Raw genomic sequence first — 22,776 nt, 5'->3', positions numbered from 1 at the left:
AGCTCCGTTTCGAATAGAAACGGAGCTCCTTTTTTATTTTAGAAAGCCGAATTCATTAATGTAGCTGCTTTGTCAGGAAAATCGATAAAAAGATTTCGATTGCCTTGCAATTCAAAAATTGCTGCATTGCGATGTTTTTCATAAAGTGAAACGGTAAATTCTTCATGCCATTTTAGTAAAAGAGGAAGATCTACTCGTGAAGAGTCAATTTTATTATGATAGCGAATTAAAAAATAAAGCGTAGCTCGAGCGACAATTCCTTTTCCATATTCGGGTTCAAACTTACCTTTTTCTGATTTGCCGCACCCTTCTTTCACATCTGATTGCTTAACTTCCGGTGTATAATCCGGGAAGTCAATATAAGAGGAATTACCTCTTCGGCTGTTACAAGAAGGTTCACACGCAAACAAATGATGCAAATCGCCTCTCATAGGCTCTTGTTTTCCAAACCAAGATTGCGGGACAACGTGCTCACAGTTTAGCAGTATATCATTGCTTGAAACAGATGAGTGACTAAGCGACTGAAGTGCATCAATATCTTGCTGTATCGCTTCTAACGGATCCATACCTTTCCCTGAATACAGACTCTTCAGCTCTCCATTCTCCTGTAGATCCACCCATGGATATACATATTTATGCGGCGAATAACTCAGCAAATGCTGATGCGTTTCCGTTAACAAAGCTTGCATGGCTTCTCTTTCAAAGAGAGTACCTCGATAATAAAGATTTTTACTCTCTTCATCCGTCTTTTCATCATAATAGCTTCGTTTGTTTACGTATTCGTGATAAAGGGCTTTTGCCTGCTGTTTTTCCACCATTAATATATCTAAACTGCTTTTCATCCCATCACCTCTGAAGTCATTTGACGTTGAATTTCACGCAATAGCTTTTCAACAATGGTCAAGTGCACAAACCCGTTTCCTACTTCTCTTGGTGATTCATTTAATGGAAGTGTTCTTCTGATTAACTGTGCGTAAAGCTCTGGTTCTGTAAGTTCTCTTCCAAACGTTTCATTTGAAAGAACTTTTATCAATGCCAAAGCTCCCGCCACGTGAGGCGTGGCCATAGAAGTTCCGCTCAGTGCGGCATACTTTCCATTCAAGTAGGTTGATATGATCTTCTCCCCCGGAGCCACTACGTCCACTTCATTGTTTGAGTTGGAAAATATCGAAGAACGTTTCTTTAGATCAACCGCTCCTACGCTAATCACTTCATTATATGAGCCTGGGTATGCAAACTCATCTGTGGAGCTTTCTCCATCTCCTTCATTTCCCGCTGCGCAGACAACTAAAATATTCTGATCAACAGCATCCTGAATCGCTTCATGTAGCTCAGGCACATTGGCCGGACCTCCAAGTGACATTGAAATGATATCTACTTTTTGCTGAATGGCGTAGGTAATACCTTCGATAATCCACTCATATTGACCTGAACCATTCCCATCAAGTACTTTCAGGATAAGTAAATTCACCTCCGGCGCCACTCCTACAACACCATTTCCATTATGAGCTGCTGCAATTGTGCCTGCTACGTGAGTACCATGACCATTATAGTCTTGATAAACATCAGGATTTTGCTGATCATCGTGCGTAAAATTTCTTCCTCCAATAATTCGTTCCTGCAAATCTGGGTGTGTAACCTCACAGCCAGTATCCAAAACCGCTACGGTTATTCCCCGTCCCTTTGTTTGCTTCCATACTTCCTCTGCTCCAATTAGAGCGACTCCTTCTGGGACTTCATTAAATTGATTCAATTGTTCAACTACTTGAAATGGGATAATGCGCACTTTGTTCTTCATTTAGATTCCCCCTGCAGGATTAAATGGAAGCTAGTTCATGGTGGGATCACTTTTAATCGCTTATTTTTGGAGTTCACTCATCGAGGTTTGTTGCTTCTAAACTTATTATAACACAAAAATAGAACACACGTTTGTATTTTTGTAATTTTTTTTAAAATAAACAAAAAGCAGAAGCGAAATTTCCGCCTCTGCTTTTTGTTTATTGTTGGTTTTTAGAGGAATCAGGAACGGCACATTGACCATCTGCACAAAAGGCCTCATCTGCGCCTTCTGGAGAAAGACTCTTCAAAGTGGGAGTCGGATTTTCTTCTTCCCATACTTGTTGGAGAGCCCCTACAAATGTCTCGACTGGCTGTGCACCTGAAATCGCATATTTTTGATTAATAACAAAATACGGAACACCGCTAATGCCATATTGCTGAGCCGTTGCTTCATCACTGCGCACTTCATTTGCGTATGCGTTTTTATCTGCAAGAATTTGACGTGCTTCTTCTCGGTCAAGACCTGCATCTTCAGCAAGAGCAATCAGCGTCTCTTCTTCACCTAGATGTTTTGATTCAGTAAAATATGCATATAAGAGTTTTTCTGTAATAGCTGCTTCTTTCCCTTGAGCTTTTGCAAATTTTGCTAAACGATGAGCGTCAAATGTATTAGTTGGCTTCATGTCGTCAAAATTAAAGGATAATCCTACACCAGCTGCCTGCTGTCCGATCCCTTCATTTGCTTGCTTTGCTTGTTCAATGGTCATTCCATATTTAGCAGCAAGAGCTTCATTAATCGTTTTACCAGTATTAACTGAAGCATTTGGATCTAGCTCAAAGCTTTTAAATTCAACCTGCACGTCATCTTTGTGTGCAAACTGCTGAAGCGCTTGCTCTAATCGACGCTTTCCAATATAACAAAAAGGACAGACAAAATCTGACCAAACTTCTATTTTCATCGTGACACCTCTTCAATTCAAGATAATTCTTATCGTAGCATACCTTTGAAGAAATTCCATCATAACTTGCTCAAACAAAGCAAAAACACCGTGTTGATTTACATACTAAGTGTATTGAATCAGCACCGTGTTTTTATCTCACTTATTTTAAATTCATTGCTTTTAAAAGAGCATCATGTAAATACGTATTTTCATATTAGCTAATCAATACTTGGTGGAACTTCAAGCCAGCCTTTTTTAATCATAATTTCCGTCGCTTCGCTTGCATATTGAAACGCATCTTCTCCTATCAGCATCATTTTAGCCACAATATCTCTTCGAAAACTAAATGCTGCTCCAAATGCCTGACTTCCAATACTAAAATTACTTAGTAAAATATCGCATGTCAGCATCAAACGATCAGAAAAAGCAGGCGTTTCAGAAGTCGTGATGCTTCCTGTTGAGGCAACAGAAGGTGAAATATCGTCTTGTATAATTATTTCTTCTAGACGCGTAATAATCTTTTTACTGAGCTCTTTTCCTTTCAAAAAATGCTTTTTGACTTCGGTATCTTTAGCCGTTTGAGAAAAAGCCTTCATTAACTTCATCCCCACAATGTTTGTTTCGACCCCGTGATAAAGCTGAGCTAGCTCTATCGTATTTAATACTCTTTTATCCGCAAATACATTTAAGCCGCTCAAATATTTTCTGTCAGAAACAAACTCAACGGTGGTTGGCATCGGAATATAGGGTGGACGTGATAAAATCCCTTTTTTCAGTAAATACTGCGTACAGGAATCATAACAATGTTGCGTAATCTTTGTTAAATCTTGATAAAATTTCACCACATCTTCTCTGTAGGCCTTACCTAAACTTAATGTATACATCCCCATACTAATTTCTTTAATAACACGAAGAAACATAATATCAAATCCATTAGTAAATAGTTTTGGAGCCTGTATGTTTACGTCTTGAGATGAAAGCCCGGTTGGCACTACGGCTCCTTCTTTTTCAAATATTGTTTTTATCTTTCGTATGTATATAATAAGCTGCTCACGCAAATCTGTCATAATTGTTTTAGCATCTTCATCGTCTGCATGTTCAATCATATAATCCAACAAGCAAATGATTAACGTTTTCTGCTGATATGTCATCCACAGCGTTCCAATTTCACTTGAGGTAATACTAGGTTTGTCAGGCACTGTTACTTTCCTCCGCTTCTTGAGCTTTGTTGAGTGCTTTTATCGCTCAAAAGAGAACATACTCATTGTACGTTTACTTACCATTATGCTATCCAACATTCTTTTTTTTATTTAACCCGCTGATCTATAGTTTTTGAGCAACAAAAAAACAGCTCCGCACTTACAGAACTGTTTTTTATCTTAAGCACGAAACGAGTACTCAACACCTGTTAAGTCCTCAGATACGCTCCATAGTTTTTCCGCTACGTCCGGTTTAAATAAAACGTCTCCCATCATATCTTTTACAGGATATCCTTTTTTAGCATCTTTTCCGTCTGGCCCAATATATGTACCGCCTTCTATTGATTCAGTGGCTGCATAAAGAGTAGGCAGCGCGCCCATTTCTGCAGATTGACTAAATAGCTTGACTAAAAATTTCAACAAGCCGTTTGGTTCTTTTCCTGAACCGCGTGATAATAGGTTTGTATTTGAAATACCCGGATGTACAGCGGCACTAATTGTCGTTGATCCGGCTGCTTCTAAGCGAATTTGCAATTCTTTGGCAAACAATAGGTTGGCGAGTTTGCTTTGTCTATAGAACTTCATTGGACTGTAGCCTTTTTCTCCGTCGAGATTATCAAAATAGATTTCTCCAGAATTAGCGGCTATACTGCTTACCGTTACGACACGTGAATGTGGAGTGGCCGTTAGTAAAGGAAGCAGCAAGCCCGTAAGTGCAAAATGTCCTAAATGATTACAGCCAAACTGCAGTTCAAATCCGTCTTTCGTTTTGCTGTGAGGCGGCACCATCACGCCTGCATTATTAATGAGAAGATCCAAAGACGAGTATTGTTGAAGAAATTGATTGGCAAAATGCCGAATAGAGCTCAAGTCACTAAGATCTAATGACATAATAGTCACTTTAGCATTTCCGTTATCCGCTTTAATTCTTTTCTTAGCTTCTTTCCCTTTTGCTTCATTACGCACAGCAAGAATGATTTCTGCTCCGCGAGCTGCTAGAGCCTTTGCAGCTTCAAACCCAATACCGCTGTTTCCTCCCGTTATAAGGGCAGTTTTCCCCGTTAGATCAGGCATTCGTTCAGCTGTCCATTTTGTTTTCATATAAAGTTCTCCCTTTCAGCTATAGCTGCTTTTCTAGAATTTACGCGTCTCGGTCACATACGTTTTTAGAAATTAAAGTATGTATAAATTATAATGTTTTCAAAACAAAAGGGACAAGCTTTTTAAAAGCTTGTCCTTTTTATATGTTTATGTGGTTCGCGGCGAATCGTAGCGCCCAAACCAGTCGTACCTGTTTGTGGATATCCATTTGTATAGCGGACTAAACGCTTTTTTCATTAATGGTAAATGCAGAAGCACGCCGATTGGACATGTAAGAGGCAAAACAGCTAAAAGCCGTCTGACCGTTTCAAATCCTGCTAATACTTCCCCTTTTTTGGTGACCATATGAATTTGATCATATAAGTCTCTTCCTTCTTCTTTTAAGTAGCTATACTCCGTTCGCTCAATGTATTGAACTGGAATCCACTGGATTTGGTTCGTCCAGTCCAGCGCTTTAATTATTTTTTTTACGTTGTAACATAAAGGACATTCCGCATCAAAAAATACTTTGTGCTTCATTGTTTCCACCTTTCTTCCCTTATTTCTTTTTCCTTAGTTTATAAATACCCTTTTCTCATTTTTAATAACCATCATTAAGAGGTACTTCTTGTGCAGCCTGGCTTTAAAGCGAACATTTTTTGTGGAGTTTCTTTTGTGAAGCCGCGAAAGAAGATAGGATTTTTTTATAAAATATCACTTTTTTGGTTTAAAGCGCTAAAAACATGTTAGAATAGATTTCATATTGATTTGAAGCACTAGATGCACGCATTTAGTCGCATACTAAAAAGAACTGAATAAATCCAATGATAAAAGGTAAAGGTAATGTCTTCATAAACTTATCATGGAAGTAGGTTTATAAATAACGATGAAAAAAGGAGGGCTGGGTGATTGCTTTTATCCATTTCATATAAGCTTTTTTACGTAAGGATGTGTAAACGATGAAAAATAAGTACATGCTGTCAGCTTCAGGTATGTATATTAACTATTTTCTACTTGGCATGGTCAATATCATGCTTGCATCAAATATGTCATTTTTGACAAAACAATTAAATACCGACGGTGCTGGAATCAGCTATATCATTTCTGCTATCGGAATTGGAAAATTGCTTTCATATTCTCTATCAGGCATCTTGTCTGATAAAGTCGGACGAAAACCTTTGATTATTGTTTCGTCTCTGACGATGGCTATTTTCTTAATTGGCATTCCATTATCGCCAAATTATCAAACAGCCTTTATCTTTGCCATTATTGCTGGTATTGCAAACTCTGCTATGGACGCTGGAACATACCCTGCTTTGATTGAAGTTTTTCCTAAATCTTCAGGTTCAGCCAGTGTTCTTGTAAAAGCATTTATATCAGCTGGAGCAGCGCTTCTGCCGTTTATGATTGCCTTTTTTGCGGATCGTGATTTGTTTTATGGGTATGCTTTTTTCCTTCCCGCTCTTATTTATTTACTAAATATGATCTTTATGTTCAAACTGCCTTTTCCCAATCATAAACGCGAACAGAATACAGTTCAACAGCAAAGTACAGAAGAGAATAAATTTCTCTCTCCTCCTAACATGAAACAAGAAGGAATCGCTCTTATTGTGATTGGATTTACTTCTACAGCTCTGTTTACAGTGGCTCAAATTTGGCTTCCTACTTATGGTCAACAAGTATTAGATATGGCTGAAAGCAGCTCGGTTCGCCTTTTAAGCTACTACAGCATCGGAGCTTTAATCTCTGTTTTAGTATTAGCCGTATTATTAAGCAAAGTGCTTCGTCCTGTAACGGTTATTCTCGTTTACCCGATGATTACCCTTATCGCTGTACTTACGCTTCTATTTGTTAAAGTACCTGCTATTGCAATTGCAGCTGCTTTTTTCATGGGATTTTCTACGGCTGGGGTCTTTCAATTAGCGATTACCGTTATGACCGAGCTTTTCTGGAACAAAAAAGGAACGGTTACAGGAATTGTAGCGACCGCTGCTGGATTAGCTGCAATTTTATTGCCTTTAGCAACAGGGCTCATGTCTAAAACGGGACATATTTCAATTATCTTTATCTTTGATGCGATGCTTTCAGTAGTAGGTATGGCGGCGGCGGCTTTTGTTAATTACCGCTACCGCAAAATTTTAAATAAAAAGCCCCGCGAACAAATTCAAGAAACAGCCTCATAAAAAAGAGGCTGGGGCAAAAGTATTTTAGAGAAAGTAAAAAAAACGAACCATTAATGAATGGTTCGTTTTTTGTTATGGTGAACGTATGTGTCATTTCTTTATGTCCTTCTAGCAGTTGATTGGAGGGCAAGGCGAAGACTCCTGCGGGGAAAGTGGAACAGATGAGACCCCGCAAGGAGGCTCATCGGCCATCCGCGGAAAGCGAAGACTTGCACGGAAATCAACTGCGGTGTCACAAGCAGTGCAGCTCATGCATACTATTTGTTTGTCTTTAGATTAGATTAATTTGGTAATATCTCAACCTCTTCTTAACTTTTCAGCTCACTTCCTCAGCTGATTTTTGCTTCATCAATAGAAACATTACACCTGAAATAACCGCAAAAACAGCTAAAATGTAAAAAGTAGAAGGCAACGGAATCACGCTAACTAGTGACCCCATAGCTAAGCTGCTGACAACTGCTGAAGTTTGTATAGCTGTCATATATGCCGTCGTGGCTAGTCCAATTTGACGCGGGGCCAGTGACTGAGCATACACCATGCCAGCTCCCATTGTAGCGGATAGAATGAAAGCATAAAATACTTGAAGCGCAATCAATCCACTCAGCGGTAAATGAAGGCTTGTTAAAACAAAATAAAGCACTTGGCAAGCTATGCCGATAACAAAGAAGCGTTTGACTCCGATTTTATCAGAAAAATAGCCTCCTAACGGCATAAATATTAGTTCAAAAACAGACGTAACGGTAAAAAGAATTCCTACAATCGAAACGGATTGCTTTAACGTATCCGTTATATACAGCGGCAAATACATAGAACGTCCGGAATCACCCGCAAAAATGAAAAGAGCCGCTACGAATACAGCTATTAATACAGAAGGTATACCAGCTGGCGCTTTTGAAGATGCATGTGCTGAAGGTTGAGGCATACTGTCTTCTTTAAGCGCAAAAAGAACCCACACTAAAGTTGCCAGCGATAACAACCCTGATAGTAAAAATAAAAGAGTATACCCTCCGTGGTCAATGATTAAAGCTCCGAGCATCGGTCCGAAAATATAGCCTTGTGAAAATGCCATTCGCACAGTACCGGTAATCGTACCTGCCTGCGATTTACTTTCTTCCTTTTTAACAATAAAATCATTCAGCAGAGCAAAGAAAAAAGAAAACGCATTAAACCCTCCTATAGCAAGTAAAATGAGTGCTATTGTATAAGAATGCGTAAACGCTAAGGGAACTCTTGAAATGGTTCCAATCAGTAAGGCCCAAATAATAAATGGCTTTCGTTTTCCCCATTTGTCTGATAAAGAAGCCAAATAAAACGAGACGATTAAACCAAGAATGCTCATTGGGACAAATAAAAATCCTGCTTGAAACGAAGTGGCGTGCAATGTATTTGTTGCCCAAACCGTTAAATAAGGCATAAAGCCGCCAACAGACAACCCAATAATAAATAATGAAATAAAAATCGTTCGAAAATCCCGGTCTGTAAATACAATCTTTATGCCTGATACAAACGAATTTTCTGCTTTCGACATAAACTCATTTCAACCCTTTCTATCCAGCTGTCAAACGTTCCATTTTCGCAAAAAAACGCACCTTTCTTCAAGAAACAGTAGAAGAAAGGTGTGTAAATGAAGGTTATTTTCCAATTTGTACAGCAATTTTTTCTTTTTGTTCTTCCTTGTTGATCAGCTCTTTGAATTTAGTTAAAAGAGGTGCTTTTAATTCTTCATCTTTTAACGCAAAAGCAAGGGTCGTAAAAATAAAATCTAATTTTTCCCCTGCATCATAACGTTCGCCTTCGAATTCGTAAGCATAAATAGAACGGTCTATATTCATACGCTGAATAGCATCCGTTAGCTGAATCTCCCCACCTTTTCCAGCTTCCTGCGTTTCAAGATAATCAAAAATGTCAGGTGTAAATACATAGCGTCCAATAATTCCTAAATTAGACGGAGCTTCTTCGACTGATGGTTTTTCTACAAAACCATTCACTTCGTATAATCGGTTTTTATTTACTTTTGGATCTATAATCCCGTAACGATGAACGGCTTCTTCCTCTACGCGCTGCACGCCGATAACCGACGATCCCGTTTGGGTATACTGGTCAATCAGCTGTTTTAAACAAGGCTGATCTGGGTCTGTTAAGTCATCTCCAAGTAAAACTGCAAACGGTTCGTTTCCAATAAATTGTCGAGCACAGCCAATCGCATGGCCAAGGCCCTTCATTTCTTTTTGACGAACGTAATGAATATTCGCTAGTTCAGAGATATGCTCCATTTCCTCTAATAGTTCGGTCTTTCCTTTTTGATGAAGCAAGTGTTCTAATTGAATATTATGGTCAAAATGATTTTCAATCGCTTGTTTTCCGTTTCCTGTAACAATTAAAATATCTTCGATGCCTGATTTTAAGGCTTCTTCCACAATAAATTGAATGACGGGCTTATTTACAATTGGAAGCATTTCTTTTGGGATAGATTTTGTAACGGGTAAAAAACGAGTACCTAACCCTGCTGCTGGTATAACTGCTTTTTTTATAGTCTGCATATGATTTACTCCTCTCTGTTAGTTATCTAGCTGTCTTACATCTATTACGCTTTAACAGGCACCATCTTGAAAATTTCTTTCACACCTTGCTTGTATCCTCCCGCTGAGCGAAGTGATTCTCCGATTTGTTGTGCATGCTGTTTATATGTGTGAGTAGTTAAAACGTCGTTAACTGTATTTTTGATTAGCTCAGCAGATACGTTATTTTTATCTAATTTCACGCCTGCTCCTAACTCCTGCACGCGATCGCCTACCATAAATTGATCCACTGCCATTGGAATAACGACAAGCGGCGTATCGTAGTATAAACCTTCACTGCTGCTGTTCATTCCGCCGTGAGTAATAAATAAATCCGCACGTTTTAAAATTTCTAGCTGCGGTACGTATTGTTTTACAACGAAGTTTTCTGGAATGTGTGCTAATTCTTCAGGTTTTGTATTTTTACCAATAGATAAAATAACTTTACCCTCAAAATCTTTTAATGCTTCTATACATAAGTTATAGATTTCTAGCTGCTGATTAAAAATAGTTCCCATAGAAACAAAAATAATTTTTTCATTTTCATTTTGTAAGTAAGAAGGATCTTCAATATCTAGTCGTTTAACAATTGAAGGACCAATAAACTTGTACTCACTCGTAAATTCAGATACGTGCGGCTGAAAGAATTCTGACGTAAATACTAACGTAATATCCCCTGGATTTGACATAATGTCCATGGAGTCTTTTAACTCCGTATTATATTGGCTGTTGAACTTATTTAATGATTTTTCGAATTGAGGATAAAAGGAAGATTGGTCAGGTTCTGTTTGACCACTTGGCATCATACAAGTTGCTAACTCCTTATTTAACGCAAACGTCGTACAAAGAGAAACCTTTGGAAGCTGAAGAAGGTCGGCCACAGCGGAACCTGCTAAAAGGTGATAATCATAAAGTACATAATCATATGTTTCATGTTTCGTTTCACTCATAATTTTAGTAATAATATTTTCAGATTCATTTAAAAACAAATTCATTATTTCATAGCGGTCATAAGACTCTTCTTTGGTCATACGGTTGCTCATATCAAGACTTGGACGAAAATCTTCGTATTCACGAAATTCCGCTCCTGCTTTTCGGATTTTTTCAGCATAGTCTTCAATGCCGTAATAGACGACCTTCTCCCCTTGAGCCATTAATTCTTTTACAATTCCTAAAGAAGGGTTCACATGTCCTTCACCTGGAAAGCCTATTACTAATACATTTCCCATAACATCCATTCCTTTCACTTAGTTAATAATTAAATAACTTAATTATTCATTTGGTAAATTTATTGTATAGAAACTGAATTTACTATAAATTATCTTTATCGTAAAGTCATTAAGCGTTTTCAACTAAAAAAAGGTTAAATAGGCTCATTTTGGAATATAGTTATAAATTAACTCAAGAAAAACAAATATTGTAAAATTTATCTCGTTTGTAAATAGATGTATACGCTTCAATATGATGAAAATAAAAAACACACCTAGCTACATTAAGCATAAGGTGTGTTTTTTATTTAGAAGTTATATAACTCCCATATATCTGATGTTTCTGAACCAATATACCAAGCTGCCGCCCCGCCTAAATGATAGTCATTAATTAATTTAACCCGGCGCTGCATAGATGCTTTGTCTTCGAGCCATATTTGATGCTTCGTACCATTTTCGGTGTATTCTACATAGTACTGAGAGGCTTGGCTGTCCCATTTTTTAGTTAACTTTTTAGAAGAGATAATTGCTTCGGCTTCTTTCATCGTTAAGTCTTTTGTGACAACTTTTTTGGTCGATAGATCCGTTTTCCATTCTCGCGTATAAAAAGGAACTCCCAGCAGGATTTTGTGTGCAGGTACATCTTTCATAAGAAGTTCTGTTCCTTCTTTCACCCAAGGCAGCGAAGCCACAGACCCTGGAACCTGACTCCCTCCCCAGTGTTCTTCATAACCCATCATAATGACGTAATCTGCCACTTGACCAATCTGTTTTCGATCAAAGCTTCCTGACCAAAACGGATCATTATTCTCTCGTGTTACGTCTACTGAAACGGTCATACCATGAGGCTTTAACGCTGCTTTTAATTCTTTAATAAATAAAACAAAATCTTGTTTGTTTTTGATATTAATATTTTCAAAGTCAACGTTAATACCGTCACTGTTTGTTTTCACAAGCGAACTTTCGACTGACGATACAAGCTTTTGCCGCTTTGCTTTATTGCCTAGGACGTCACTTGTCAGCACATCATCGAAATTGTTACCGATGAGCGGCCAGACTTTTTTGCCGTTTTTGTGAGCCGTTTGAACATACGATGGATTTATAGAAGATGAAACAACTTTGTCACTCCGCGTTAGCGTAAACCAGCGTGGTGAAACAACGTCTAAGTTCTTTTGTTTCATCGATTCTGCATAGCCTGCTGTTTTTTCATTAAAGCTCCAGCCCATAACTACTGGCTGATGCTTCTTTTGTGCTAAATCAGATTTTTTGATCCAGCCCTTTTTCCCTTCCAAAAGCTGTACTTGTACATAGTAATCAGGAATAATAAGCATTTGTCCAGGCTTAATATTTGTTGATGATAGCTGATTTAACTTTGTTAATTCAGTCGCTTTTACACCGTACTTTACAGAGATTTTCCAAAGCGTATCTCCTGATACTACTTTATGTAACAAGCCTTTTGGTGGTATTTTCAGCGTTTGCCCCGGAGTTAGCTCCGTCGTTTTTAGCTGATTTTGTTTTATTAGCTCGCTGACTGTTACACCATATTGTTTAGCTAGTAGCCATAGTGTATTTCCTAGCACTACTTTATGGGTGATAACTTGAGCTGCATCTCCCGCTTCAGATGAAATAGCAGGAAATTCTTCTCCTTTTTTCACTGTCTGAACAACCGAAGAATGTAAAGATGGAGAACGATACACATTTACATTATCACCTTTGACAGTGCCTACTGAAGAAGCAGCGTCTCCTTTACTTATTGGGGCCAATCCTCCACTGAAAAGACAGAGAATAAGTAGGCTCATACATATTTTCTTCATTTGATAATCTCGCCTCCCCACTTTTTGACATCACCTGTCTAGTTTACTACTCCTATAAGATAGAATCCTAGAGGTACATTGTGGTAAAGAAACGTCTGGGTATACGTCAAACTCAAATAAAAAAGCTTACCGTCCGATGACGATAAGCTTTCGTTTCTTATGCATTTCCCACTACATTTTGATCGTTAATATCCATATCAATTGTATTGGCGGTACTGGCACTGCTTGTAATATTCATAAAGTTTCCTGTGTTCCCGCTACCAGAACCGACTGTTGTAAAAGCTGTACTCTTTGGCTTAATAGCCAGACAATCACCAAACTCCACTGAAGATGAAACCAATACATTCGAGATATTTACGGCTCCCACTACCGATGGCATCTGCCTCTCCTCCTGTTCACTATCTATCTGCTATATGATATGAGCAGAAGGCTAAAAAGTAGCTTTTTCATCTTTTAAATTTTATTAAGGATCAATTCGTTTATACCTTGATTCTGCAAACATATATACTCCGTATGCCATAAGCCCGATTGATACGATAGCCAGCAGTACAGACCCAAAAGGACGCTGCGCTACTTCAGCAAGGGCTCCATCTAACCCTTTCGTTTCGTCTGGATCCGCTTGAAGAGCCGTGCGAATAAGAAAGAAGCCAATAATCCCAAAGACGATACTTCGAGCAATAATACCCGCTTTTCCAATATGCCCGCTCCATCGCCACTCTTCTTTTGACATTTCGTTTTTCTTTAGTTTTTTTAGGAAGCGTCCTGAAAGAGCCCAATATACTTGTCCAATCCCAAAGATAATAACGCCGATACCTGTAAGCGCAATGATGGTTTGCCCAAAGGGATAAGATAACAGCTTGGCTGATACCGTTTGATAATGCTTACCTGACGTATGAACGTGAGCATGAAGCAAAATTCTTACCGAACTCACACAAAGACTAATATAAAACGTGGCTACAACTAAATAGCCTAAACGAGTAAAAGCGCCTTTTACACCATGCCCAACGTGGTGAGGGTCAAAAATAGCAGAAATGATTTGCCAAAACGCATATCCACTTAAACCTACTGCTAAAACGATTAAAATTAAAAATCCAAACGGCTGCTTTGCAATTGTGTGTAGGGCTCCTTGAGAAGTAACCAAATCGCCTTTTAATCCGAAAGCTGTCTGAATCGCTAATATACCGATGATAAAATAGACCACACCTTGAGCCACATGACCAAACCGTGAAAAACGCACGACAAATGGTTTAGTACGTTCTTTTAAGCGATGTAACTTTCGACCAAACGTATCTTTTTTAACAAATGGAGATTCACCCATACGTTTCCTCCTGCTTTTTGAAAACAAACTTTATTTTATAAAACACCTGAAAATAAGCGCGCAAATGATTCTTTCGAACGTTCTACTAAGCTTCGCTTGTAAAATGCTACTGGCTTGATCAAATGACTGTCTTCCATATCTTCTTCATAGTTTTTGATGAGCGTTTGAATTGTCTCTCCGTCAATTAAAAATGCATTAACTTCAAAGTTCAGATGAAAGCTCCTCATATCCATATTTGCAGTACCTACTGAAGCCATATCTCCATCTATAATCACGATTTTTTGATGCAAAAACCCTTTTTGATACGAATATACTTCAATTCCACAGCGAAGAAGTTCAGCAAAATATGATCTCGTTCCATATTGAGTCAGAAAGCCATCATTAATTTCCGGCACCATAATTCGTACTTCTACACCTTTTCTAGCCGCAATACGAAGAGCAGTTCTTATAGCTTCGTTTGGAACAAAATATGGGGTAGAAATCCAAATTGACTTCGTCGCGCTTGTAATCATTGTATAATAATAGTCGCTCATATTTTCCTGCGTATCTGGCCCCGTCGCCACTACCTGAACGAACCCTTCGCCTTCAACACGATGAGGTTTTGTATATGATTCATTGTTAATTAAGCATTCCCCCGAAACGTATTCCCAGTCAAACATAAAAATCGAGTGTAAGGTTTGAACAGATTCACCTCTTAACATCAGGTGGGTATCTCGCCAAAAACCGATTTTTTTATTTTTCCCTAAATACTCATCGCCTACATTCAGCCCTCCTACAAAACCTACTTCCCCGTCAATTACAACTATTTTACGGTGGTTTCGAAAGTTGAATTTTTGATTAAAAAATCCATACTTAATAGGTAAGAACGCATGCACTTTAACATTCGCTTTTTTCATTCGCTTAATATCTGAACCCGATAGTGTAAAGCTTCCCATTGTATCGAATGTAAAGCGCACTTCTACACCTTCACTTGCTTTCTTTATTAAAATATCAATGATTTCTTTTCCTAACGAATCTGAGTGAAACATGTAGTACTCCATATGAATAAAATGTTTTGCTGACTGCAAATGCTTTTTGATTTCGTTAAACGTTTCTTGCCCGTTCTTAAGGACGTAGGTTTTTGTATGAACATTCATTTTTGTCAAAGATACACATTGAAGATACTGAGCAAAGTAACGCTGATGAGATTGAAGCGTTGATAGATCAGGCGTCGTTTCTTTATCTGCCATCTTTCTAAGCATCTCTCGGTTATGCATACGCTTTTTTTTGAACATATGCCCCTTTAAATAGAGCTGTCCTGAATACAAATAAAAGAAAAAGCCTGCAACAGGGAAGAAAAAGAGGACATACATCCAAACCAACGTACTTTCAGGCGTTCGATTTTCAAGCATAAGTGAATACATACAAATGAAAATGATGACACCATATAATCCAACTAAGGCATACTTCCAATGAATATCAATAGAGGTAAAAAAGAAAGCATAAATTGAAAGTAAAATAATAAATAAAAAAATAAAGTCCAACCGGCGTTTTTTCATAAAAGCTCTCCTAAAAACAAACTGTATTGTATCACTTGCCTACCTTTCATATGAGGTAGTATATGGAATACACAGAATTCTTATCATGCATGCTACATAAAATGTACATATATTTGCACAAAAAGCAGTTTAGCCGCTTAAGCAACTAAACTGAACTACCTCAGACAAGCATCATTCATATACCTATACCCTGGATGGTAAAACAAAAAACCTCCTTACAGGGAGGTTTTTTCACTGGCTTTTCAAGCATCGATGCCTTTTTATGAGTTAGTATAACCAGACTCTTTTTCTTTTTTAGGCCAAACAAAATTAGAAAGAGATAATAAGAAATCAATTCCTACAATAACTGTCCAAACTTCCACTACATTTTGCAGCACGTTAGTTTTTCCATTTGGTACTATATACATCATCGCCGCTAAAAGAACTGCCCCAATAGCGTAAGCAACAAGATGCTGTATCCATGATTTAAAATAATGCTTTGCATATTCTTTTCCATAGCGCCTACGAGGTTTTTCTCCGCTTTTCATCACATAATATTGAAAGCGTTCGTCTGCCCATTGAATCATACTTTTTCCAAAAGCAATCGAAATTCCAATATACACGGCTGCAATAGCGTGAGCATAAGTCGCTGTAGCACCTCCGTAAAGGTCTACGCCCGTCACAATCAGAAGAAAAAAATCAACAACAGGTGTTAAAGCTAAAATAAAAAAACTGAGCTTTTGTTTTTTAAACATATACCTTGTTGCTAATCCTAAAATGATGACTATCCAAAAAGCGATTTCACATGCAATAATCATCCAGGCTATTAAATTCAAATAATCCCCTCTCTTCCTCTCGTTCAACGAATAGATAATAGGTTTTAAATAAAAAATTTTATGCATAAGTTTATTTTTATGTATATACATCCTGCTTCATAACCCTACGGCTTATTCCATCCTCAGCTGAGTTCTAAGATCCCTTGAAACGTATTTGCTAGGCGGGTCTTTTAAATCGATATCTATAATACTCCCAGCTCATTCCTACCGCGACTCCAATCGAATAGGCTAGTATATCGCTCCATAAGAAGCCATACCCCAAAATGAGCCCTCCTAGCGCAGTCTTTCTTATGTCATCAATCCAAGGAGCGTGATACAGCTGTGTAAATTCAATGAAGTAACAAAACACTATAGCAAACATACCAATCATTTTTGTCTTCCATGTAGGAAACAAAAAACCCGCACTGACAAAAATCATTAAGGCCCATAACGAATCTCCCGCATATATATTTACGATGTGAGGAAGATACGCAGTAAGTTTTCTTGATAATAGGCCTGCTCCCATGACAACAATAGCTAGAAGCAGGTATACCCATCTATTTCTTTTATTCATTTCAAACTCCTTTTTCTTAAATGCTCCGTCACAATAAGCCTTCACTGTATAATTTTATCAGAACCGCAAACTGTTAAATACCGCTTTTTTTCATTTTTTACAGCTTCCCCCTACGTATATATGACAAGTGTCATAGTTTCTATATGACACGTATGTCTTAAATAGTCAGAAAAATCCCTTTATACTGAGGATAATATACGGTGATGAAAGGAATTTCATATGACTATACAAAAACAAAAGAATTTACGAAAACAAGTTGCACCCTTTGAAAAAGCAGTAATGAAAGACAGCATAAGACAATTGATTAATACTTTTTTACCTTTTTTCACACTATGGTTTCTCGCTTATGAGAGCCTTTCAATTTCTTATTTTTTAGCATTTCCGCTAACTGTCATCGCAGCAGGGTTTTTAGTAAGAATATTCATTATTTTTCATGACTGTTGTCACTACTCTTTCTTTAAGAGTAGACAACACAATAAAATTCTCGGAACAATTACCGGTGTGTTAACGATGTTTCCTTACAGTCAATGGGGACATAGCCATGCCATTCACCATGCAACAAGCAGCAACTTAGATAAAAGAGGTACGGGTGACATTTGGGTGTTAACCGTAACGGAATATAAAGAAGCTTCTATTTGGAAAAAAATCGCTTACCGTATCTATCGCAACCCGTTCGTTATGTTCGGCGTGGGACCTATATATGTATTTTTGATTACAAACCGATTCAATCGAAAAAATGCGAAGAAAAAAGAGAGAATGAACACGTATCTTACAAATGTATTGATTGTTGCATTAGCAGCAGCGACCTGCTGGTTGGTAGGTTGGCAGGCGTTTGTATTAATCCAAGGACCGATTTTCTTCATTTCAGGTTCAATTGGAATTTGGCTGTTTTATGTACAGCATCAGTTTGAAGATTCTTATTTTGAAGAAGATGAGCACTGGGATTATGTAAAAGCAGCCGTTGAAGGAAGTTCATTTTACAAGCTTCCAAAACTTTTGCAATGGCTAACAGGCAATATCGGGTTTCACCACGTACATCATTTAAGCCCAAGAGTGCCCAACTATAAGCTTGAAGCTGTTCATCAACACACACAGCCTCTTCAAAATGTACCAACCATTACACTCGCAACAAGCCTTCGCTCTCTTCGATTCCGTTTATGGGATGAAGAAAACAAAATGTTTGTGAGCTTTAAAGAAATAAAAAAACGCTCAGCTGCACCAAAAGCAAGCAGAATTTCTTCTCAAACAAAAGCAGAACTTTAATAAAACAGTCAAGCTTTCAAAAGCTTGACTGTTTTATCTATTCGCCTAAACTTATTTCATTCTACTTTGTGGTAAACTAATAGTGTATTTTAACAAACAAATGAGGTTCTTTATGAAAAAATATACGTTTTTCCAAAAAATCACTGGGCTATCTCCTTACATATGGACGGTATTTGCCATTTTACCATTTTATTTTATCTTACAGTCTTCATCCATGAATCACATTATTCTTGGCTCTTTACTCACCATCTTATTTTTTATTTTCTATCGTTTTGCATTTGTTTCAACAGACAAGTCCGTTTACGTATGGACGGCTTTATTAATCGTCATTTCCTTAGCACTAACAACGATTTTTAATTATATTTACTTTGCCTTTTACTTCGCTTTTTTTATCGCTTATTTTATTGGAAATATCCAAAAACGGCTCGCTTTCTTCACTTTGTATGCTGTTCATTTGATCAGCACCGTTATTTCGGTAAACTTTAACGTTGTTATGCAAGAAGAGATCTTTTTAAAACAGCTGCCTTTCATTTTTGTAATTTCCATTAGTGTAATTGTACTGCCATTTAGCATTTATAACCGGAAGAAGCGAGACCGGCTGGAAGAACAGCTGGAAGATGCAAATAAACGTATTTCTGAGCTTGTAAAACAGGAAGAGCGCCAGCGTATAGCTCGCGACCTGCACGATACGCTAGGACAAAAGCTGTCTCTTATCGGTCTAAAAAGTGATTTAGCAAGAAAACTTATTGCAAAAGATCCTGAAAAAGCAAAATCTGAATTAAAAGATGTCCAGCAAACAGCGCGCACGGCTCTTAATGAAGTGAGAAAAATGGTTTCTCAAATGCGTGGAATTCGCCTTAGCGAAGAACTAAAACGCGTTCAAGAGCTTTTAGAAGCTGCCGAAATTACGTTTGTAGGAGAAAAGGATATTTCATTAGAGAATGTGTCTTTGCTAATTGAAAATATTCTGAGCATGTGCTTAAAAGAAGCCGTAACCAATGTGGTCAAACATAGTCAAGCCACCGTTTGCACGATTACTTTACATCAGTCTGCAAAAGAAGTAGGCATAACGGTAGAAGACAATGGAGTGGGTATTAATACGAAAAAAACCTGCTGGGAAGGAAACGGACTTTTAGGAATGAAAGAGCGGTTGGAGTTTGTAAACGGCCATCTTGATATCTCCAGTCAAGGGGGGACGATTATTCATATTACAGTTCCAAACATCGTCAAACATATTAAGGAGGAACAATTATGATTCGAATTGTCATTGCCGAAGATCAGCAAATGATGTTAGGAGCTTTAGGCTCTTTGTTAAATTTAGAAGATGACATGGAAGTTGTCGGAAAAGCTTCAAATGGGGAACAAGCGGTATCACTTGCTAAGCAGCACCAGCCAGACATATGCGTAATGGACATCGAGATGCCACTTAAAACTGGGCTTGAAGCTGCAGAGGAACTGAAAGATTTAAACTGCAAAGTCATCATTTTAACAACGTTCGCTCGCTCCGGCTATTTTCAAAGAGCTTTGAAAGCAGGCGTAAGTGGCTACTTGCTAAAAGATAGTCCAAGTGAAGAACTCGCAAATTCAATTCGAAGCGTGATGGCAGGCAGACGCCTCTATGCTCCAGAATTAGTGGATGACTTATATAGTGAATCTACCAGTCCTCTTACTGCTAGAGAGAAAGAAGTATTAGCTCTAGTAGCTGATGGAAAAAACACAAAGGAAATTGCTGACGAACTATCTATTAAGACCGGAACAGTGCGCAACTATATTTCTACCATTCTGGACAAACTCGAAGTAAAGAATCGCATTGAAGCCATTACTCGCTTTAAGGAAAAAGGATGGTTCAAATGAAAAAAGCATGCATCAAACCGAGATGCATGCTTTTTAATCATTTGGGAGTTTATCGTACCCTAATTTGTCGATGATCACGACATGCTCGGGGAATTCATCAAGCAGCTGCTGTTTTGTGAATAATTCAAAGTCACGGAAATCAAAGCCTGGTGCGACCATACACCCTACCAGGGAAAACGTATTCTCATTTGCGACAGAGGAACCGAAAATGGTATCTCTTGGAACTAAAAATTGAGGAACTTCTCCATTTTCTAAGTTTGTACCTAGTTTTACTTCTTGATAGGTTCCGTCGCGGTAGATAATATGAATGGTTAAAGAACTTCCCCCATGATAGTACCATAATTCATCTGATTGCAGCCGGTGGAAATGCGATACATCGTGAGACCTTAATAAAAAGTAAATACTCGTATATAGAAATCGTTTGTCATCAAACTGAGATGACACTTCTTTATCAGAAATTTCATCATTAGAACGATAGGTTTGTTTATAAAACCCTCCTTCTGGATGAGGCTGCAGCTCAAGCTTTGAAATCCAATATTCCCAATTATGTAAATCCATTACGTTCCTTCCCTTCCTTTTTTCTTTTATCATTAACTACATCATAGTAAATCATTCTTTCTAACACAACAAACGGCTTCATTATTCCATTAGGAAAATGAAGCCGCTTACCACCGGTATCTTATCATTACATCCTACCCTTTCTGTTAACACGGCTATATCTATACCTGCTAGAATGACAGCGATGAAATAAATACGTCATATACAAATCTAACTGAAATCGATCTCCCTCAATGAAACATTGAAACGGCTGTTCTTTATCTTGATAAATTTCCGCAGATGAACGCTGCTTAAACGGGACAATATTCATCTCTTTTCCCCCTCAGACAGATGTGCTTTTTAGTGTAAATGCTGATGACAAACGTAATATTTTTTGATAAAAGTGAGGGCTGCCTGTGCATCTTGAATGCCAAGCTTTTTACAAACGCCCGCTAACATGAGCAGTTTGTACATAACCAGCTTTTGATTATTGGTTGCCAGTACGTAATAAACAATCGTATTAGCAACTGCCCGCGGTAATCTTATTTTTTTCAACTCATATAACGCAGCAGACGAAGACATACCTGCTTCGTTTAAAATTTGCTCGGTTGTGTACGTCTCCAAATAGCGAGCAAGCTTTCTTTCTTTATTGTTAAATATACCTTTAGAATCGTTCATTTTCTCTCCCTCTGTTATTTTAATAATCCATTAAACGCTGCATTAATTAGCCATAATGCGATAGCTCCCCCTGATAAATAAGTGCTGAGATAGAATATTAGCTCCATATACCTCCCTCCCATTTCTATCTTACCCCTTCATTTCTTTAGCTGCAGTGATATTCATCACAGTAAAAAGTGTATTGTTGAGCTGCCGAATAGCTCCGCAAAAGAGCTCGTGAGAAAGGTCTCACGAGCTGCTTAGTTAGCATTTTTATTTTCGGATAATGCGTTTAAAAATCATAATAATTAATAATACAACCACAATAACAAGCAAAAATTTCAACATGAGTTGTCCATCCCTTCAAATCAGTAAATCGTCTTTCATTAGTAAGTAGTTACCCTGTTTCGTTTTTTATAAACTGCTGACTGCTTATTTCATGCCAAAAATTATATAATAGTAGAAAATGAGCTTAAATTAGCCCTACATATAAAACATAAACGGGAGTATAACCATGACTGACTATCTTCAAACATTTCTGCTTGAACATTTAGAAGCAGCAGAGCTTATTAGTGTTCTCTTGAACATCCTTATTAGCATTACGGGCGTATTTCCAAGCGCGCCCCTTACGTTCGTAAACGTAAAATTATTTGGTTTTTGGAATGGATTTTTACTTTCTTTTATTGGAGAAGTTTTAGGTGTAGCTCTCTCTTTTTGGCTGTACCGAAAAGGTTTCCGTACACTTGTTCATACCAAAACACCTTCTCACTCCAAGTGGCTAAAGCTGCTGCGCGTACAAGGGAAAGAGAGTTTTATATTCATTCTTTCTTTGCGATTACTTCCCTTTGTTCCATCAGGCCTCATTACATTCTTCAGTGCTGTAGGAAAAGGCTCCTTTGCGGTATTCATTTCTGCTAGCGCACTTGGAAAAATTCCAGCGCTTTTTATTGAAGTTTATTCGGTTTATCATATTTCACAAGGATCTATGCAAGGAAAAATCATCTTAGTGGTTTTATCCATTACTTTACTTTTTTATATAAGTAAAAAATGGAAGAAAAAAGCTTAACAGACTATAAAAAGGGAAGACTATCTAAAAATAAGTAAAAACATTATCCTATGTAACTGTAATAAGATAACGTATTGGAGATGGTCCATTGATTTTCCTGTTGGTTTCTGCAAGTATTATTGTTCCTATTATCATGCTTTTTTTCTCACTAAAGTGGAAAGGAGCAGAACTAGTTTTTAATACGCTAGCCCTTCTTTCAGCGCTAGTATTTGGAAATATAGCCGCTGCTTCTATCTATCGTATCTTAAAAAATCATACTGTTTTTATGACGAGCATTCATGCAATCTTTTTAAATTCAGCTTTTTTATTAACCGGTGCATACCTTGGAATCTATGTATTGTATAAACTGTTAGCTCTGACCTTAAATGTAAAACAGCGTACTATGTGAAAATAGTACGCTGTTTTTTTAAGTG

The 22,776-nt window shown here is 37.7% G+C and carries 25 protein-coding genes; 7 read left to right on the top strand and 18 right to left on the bottom strand.

Annotated features, from left to right (window positions below; all coding sequences use genetic code 11):
• Positions 1-38: 38 nt before the first annotated feature.
• The 6 genes from CEQ83_RS07615 to CEQ83_RS07590 form a co-directional block, all read right to left on the bottom strand.
• On the bottom strand, positions 39-842 hold the full coding sequence (locus CEQ83_RS07615; protein ID WP_155017152.1) for an endonuclease I family protein: 804 nt from the start codon (positions 840-842) through the stop codon (positions 39-41).
• Positions 839-1,798 (bottom strand): S8 family peptidase, encoded by a 960-nt coding sequence (locus CEQ83_RS07610; protein WP_155017151.1) that lies wholly within the window; start codon positions 1,796-1,798, stop codon positions 839-841. The genes CEQ83_RS07615 and CEQ83_RS07610 overlap by 4 nt, the downstream gene beginning before the upstream one ends.
• 199 nt (positions 1,799-1,997) lie before the next feature.
• The gene (locus tag CEQ83_RS07605) at positions 1,998-2,738 is read right to left on the bottom strand and encodes a DsbA family oxidoreductase (protein WP_155017150.1); all 741 of its coding nucleotides are present in this window, start codon (positions 2,736-2,738) and stop codon (positions 1,998-2,000) included.
• A gap of 200 nt (positions 2,739-2,938) precedes the next feature.
• Complete coding sequence (locus tag CEQ83_RS07600; protein ID WP_098113442.1) at positions 2,939-3,919, bottom strand: DUF3231 family protein; 981 nt, start codon at positions 3,917-3,919, stop codon at positions 2,939-2,941.
• A 180-nt stretch (positions 3,920-4,099) separates the two neighbouring features.
• Positions 4,100-5,020, bottom strand: a complete 921-nt coding sequence (locus tag CEQ83_RS07595; RefSeq protein WP_034266589.1) for an oxidoreductase — start codon at positions 5,018-5,020, stop codon at positions 4,100-4,102.
• A 147-nt stretch (positions 5,021-5,167) separates the two neighbouring features.
• A complete protein-coding gene (locus tag CEQ83_RS07590; protein WP_028413991.1) occupies positions 5,168-5,539 on the bottom strand; it encodes a thiol-disulfide oxidoreductase DCC family protein in 372 nt (123 codons plus the stop codon).
• A gap of 419 nt (positions 5,540-5,958) precedes the next feature.
• Between CEQ83_RS07590 and CEQ83_RS07585 the strand changes: the two genes are divergently transcribed.
• The gene (locus tag CEQ83_RS07585) at positions 5,959-7,182 is read left to right on the top strand and encodes an MFS transporter (RefSeq protein ID WP_098113443.1); all 1,224 of its coding nucleotides are present in this window, start codon (positions 5,959-5,961) and stop codon (positions 7,180-7,182) included.
• Positions 7,183-7,297: 115 nt separating this feature from the next.
• Positions 7,298-7,462 (top strand): hypothetical protein, encoded by a 165-nt coding sequence (locus tag CEQ83_RS26980; protein WP_165573342.1) that lies wholly within the window; start codon positions 7,298-7,300, stop codon positions 7,460-7,462.
• 36 nt (positions 7,463-7,498) lie between these two features.
• On the opposite strand, the gene CEQ83_RS07580 is transcribed toward CEQ83_RS26980, so the two are convergent.
• The 9 genes from CEQ83_RS07580 to CEQ83_RS07540 form a co-directional block, all read right to left on the bottom strand.
• Entirely contained in the window at positions 7,499-8,710 is a 1,212-nt protein-coding gene (locus tag CEQ83_RS07580) for an MFS transporter (protein WP_155017149.1), read from the bottom strand.
• Positions 8,711-8,813: 103 nt separating this feature from the next.
• On the bottom strand, positions 8,814-9,722 hold the full coding sequence (galU, locus tag CEQ83_RS07575) for a UTP--glucose-1-phosphate uridylyltransferase GalU (protein WP_099000077.1): 909 nt from the start codon (positions 9,720-9,722) through the stop codon (positions 8,814-8,816).
• A 44-nt stretch (positions 9,723-9,766) separates the two neighbouring features.
• A complete protein-coding gene (locus CEQ83_RS07570; protein WP_028413995.1) occupies positions 9,767-10,969 on the bottom strand; it encodes a macrolide family glycosyltransferase in 1,203 nt (400 codons plus the stop codon).
• Positions 10,970-11,256: 287 nt separating this feature from the next.
• Entirely contained in the window at positions 11,257-12,762 is a 1,506-nt protein-coding gene (locus tag CEQ83_RS07565) for a LysM peptidoglycan-binding domain-containing protein (RefSeq protein ID WP_224979988.1), read from the bottom strand.
• Positions 12,763-12,919: 157 nt separating this feature from the next.
• Positions 12,920-13,141, bottom strand: coding sequence for a spore germination protein (locus tag CEQ83_RS07560; RefSeq protein WP_028413997.1), 222 nt, complete (start codon positions 13,139-13,141; stop codon positions 12,920-12,922).
• 84 nt (positions 13,142-13,225) lie between these two features.
• Positions 13,226-14,080, bottom strand: a complete 855-nt coding sequence (locus CEQ83_RS07555) for a DUF1206 domain-containing protein (protein ID WP_028413998.1) — start codon at positions 14,078-14,080, stop codon at positions 13,226-13,228.
• Between the two features lie 35 nt (positions 14,081-14,115).
• On the bottom strand, positions 14,116-15,618 hold the full coding sequence (gene cls, locus CEQ83_RS07550; protein ID WP_028413999.1) for a cardiolipin synthase: 1,503 nt from the start codon (positions 15,616-15,618) through the stop codon (positions 14,116-14,118).
• Between the two features lie 260 nt (positions 15,619-15,878).
• Positions 15,879-16,433 (bottom strand): hypothetical protein, encoded by a 555-nt coding sequence (locus CEQ83_RS07545; protein WP_155017148.1) that lies wholly within the window; start codon positions 16,431-16,433, stop codon positions 15,879-15,881.
• Positions 16,434-16,590: 157 nt separating this feature from the next.
• Entirely contained in the window at positions 16,591-16,986 is a 396-nt protein-coding gene (locus CEQ83_RS07540; protein ID WP_028414001.1) for a ribosomal maturation YjgA family protein, read from the bottom strand.
• Positions 16,987-17,205: 219 nt separating this feature from the next.
• Between CEQ83_RS07540 and desA the strand changes: the two genes are divergently transcribed.
• The 3 genes from desA to CEQ83_RS07525 all read left to right on the top strand — a co-directional run bounded on the left by desA (position 17,206) and on the right by CEQ83_RS07525 (position 20,103).
• Complete coding sequence (gene desA, locus CEQ83_RS07535) at positions 17,206-18,249, top strand: Delta(5) desaturase DesA (protein ID WP_028414002.1); 1,044 nt, start codon at positions 17,206-17,208, stop codon at positions 18,247-18,249.
• Between the two features lie 112 nt (positions 18,250-18,361).
• On the top strand, positions 18,362-19,504 hold the full coding sequence (locus CEQ83_RS07530) for a sensor histidine kinase (protein WP_028414003.1): 1,143 nt from the start codon (positions 18,362-18,364) through the stop codon (positions 19,502-19,504).
• Positions 19,501-20,103 carry a response regulator transcription factor gene (locus CEQ83_RS07525; protein WP_013056197.1) on the top strand — a complete coding sequence of 201 codons (603 nt, stop codon included), beginning with the start codon at positions 19,501-19,503 and terminating at the stop codon, positions 20,101-20,103. Before CEQ83_RS07530 ends, CEQ83_RS07525 begins: the two co-directional genes overlap by 4 nt.
• Before the next feature lie 33 nt (positions 20,104-20,136).
• Here CEQ83_RS07525 and CEQ83_RS07520 read toward each other — a convergent pair whose 3' ends face one another.
• The 3 genes from CEQ83_RS07520 to CEQ83_RS07510 all read right to left on the bottom strand — a co-directional run bounded on the left by CEQ83_RS07520 (position 20,137) and on the right by CEQ83_RS07510 (position 21,318).
• Positions 20,137-20,661: a cupin domain-containing protein gene (locus tag CEQ83_RS07520; RefSeq protein WP_028414004.1), complete on the bottom strand. Its 525-nt coding sequence runs from the start codon at positions 20,659-20,661 to the stop codon at positions 20,137-20,139.
• Between the two features lie 127 nt (positions 20,662-20,788).
• Positions 20,789-20,971, bottom strand: coding sequence for a hypothetical protein (locus CEQ83_RS07515; protein WP_028414005.1), 183 nt, complete (start codon positions 20,969-20,971; stop codon positions 20,789-20,791).
• Between the two features lie 29 nt (positions 20,972-21,000).
• Positions 21,001-21,318 carry a hypothetical protein gene (locus CEQ83_RS07510; RefSeq protein ID WP_028414006.1) on the bottom strand — a complete coding sequence of 106 codons (318 nt, stop codon included), beginning with the start codon at positions 21,316-21,318 and terminating at the stop codon, positions 21,001-21,003.
• A 493-nt stretch (positions 21,319-21,811) separates the two neighbouring features.
• Between CEQ83_RS07510 and CEQ83_RS07505 the strand changes: the two genes are divergently transcribed.
• A complete protein-coding gene (locus CEQ83_RS07505; protein ID WP_028414007.1) occupies positions 21,812-22,363 on the top strand; it encodes a TVP38/TMEM64 family protein in 552 nt (183 codons plus the stop codon).
• Between the two features lie 88 nt (positions 22,364-22,451).
• Positions 22,452-22,751 carry a hypothetical protein gene (locus CEQ83_RS07500; RefSeq protein ID WP_028414008.1) on the top strand — a complete coding sequence of 100 codons (300 nt, stop codon included), beginning with the start codon at positions 22,452-22,454 and terminating at the stop codon, positions 22,749-22,751.
• The last annotated feature ends 25 nt before the right edge of the window (positions 22,752-22,776 follow it).

Origin of the sequence: Priestia megaterium (assembly GCF_009497655.1) — a bacterium.
In the GTDB taxonomy this organism is placed as follows: Bacteria; Bacillota; Bacilli; order Bacillales; family Bacillaceae_H; genus Priestia; species Priestia zanthoxyli.
The sequence above is the reverse complement of the archived record's forward strand: the minus strand, read 5'-3'. Positions and strand labels throughout refer to the sequence as shown.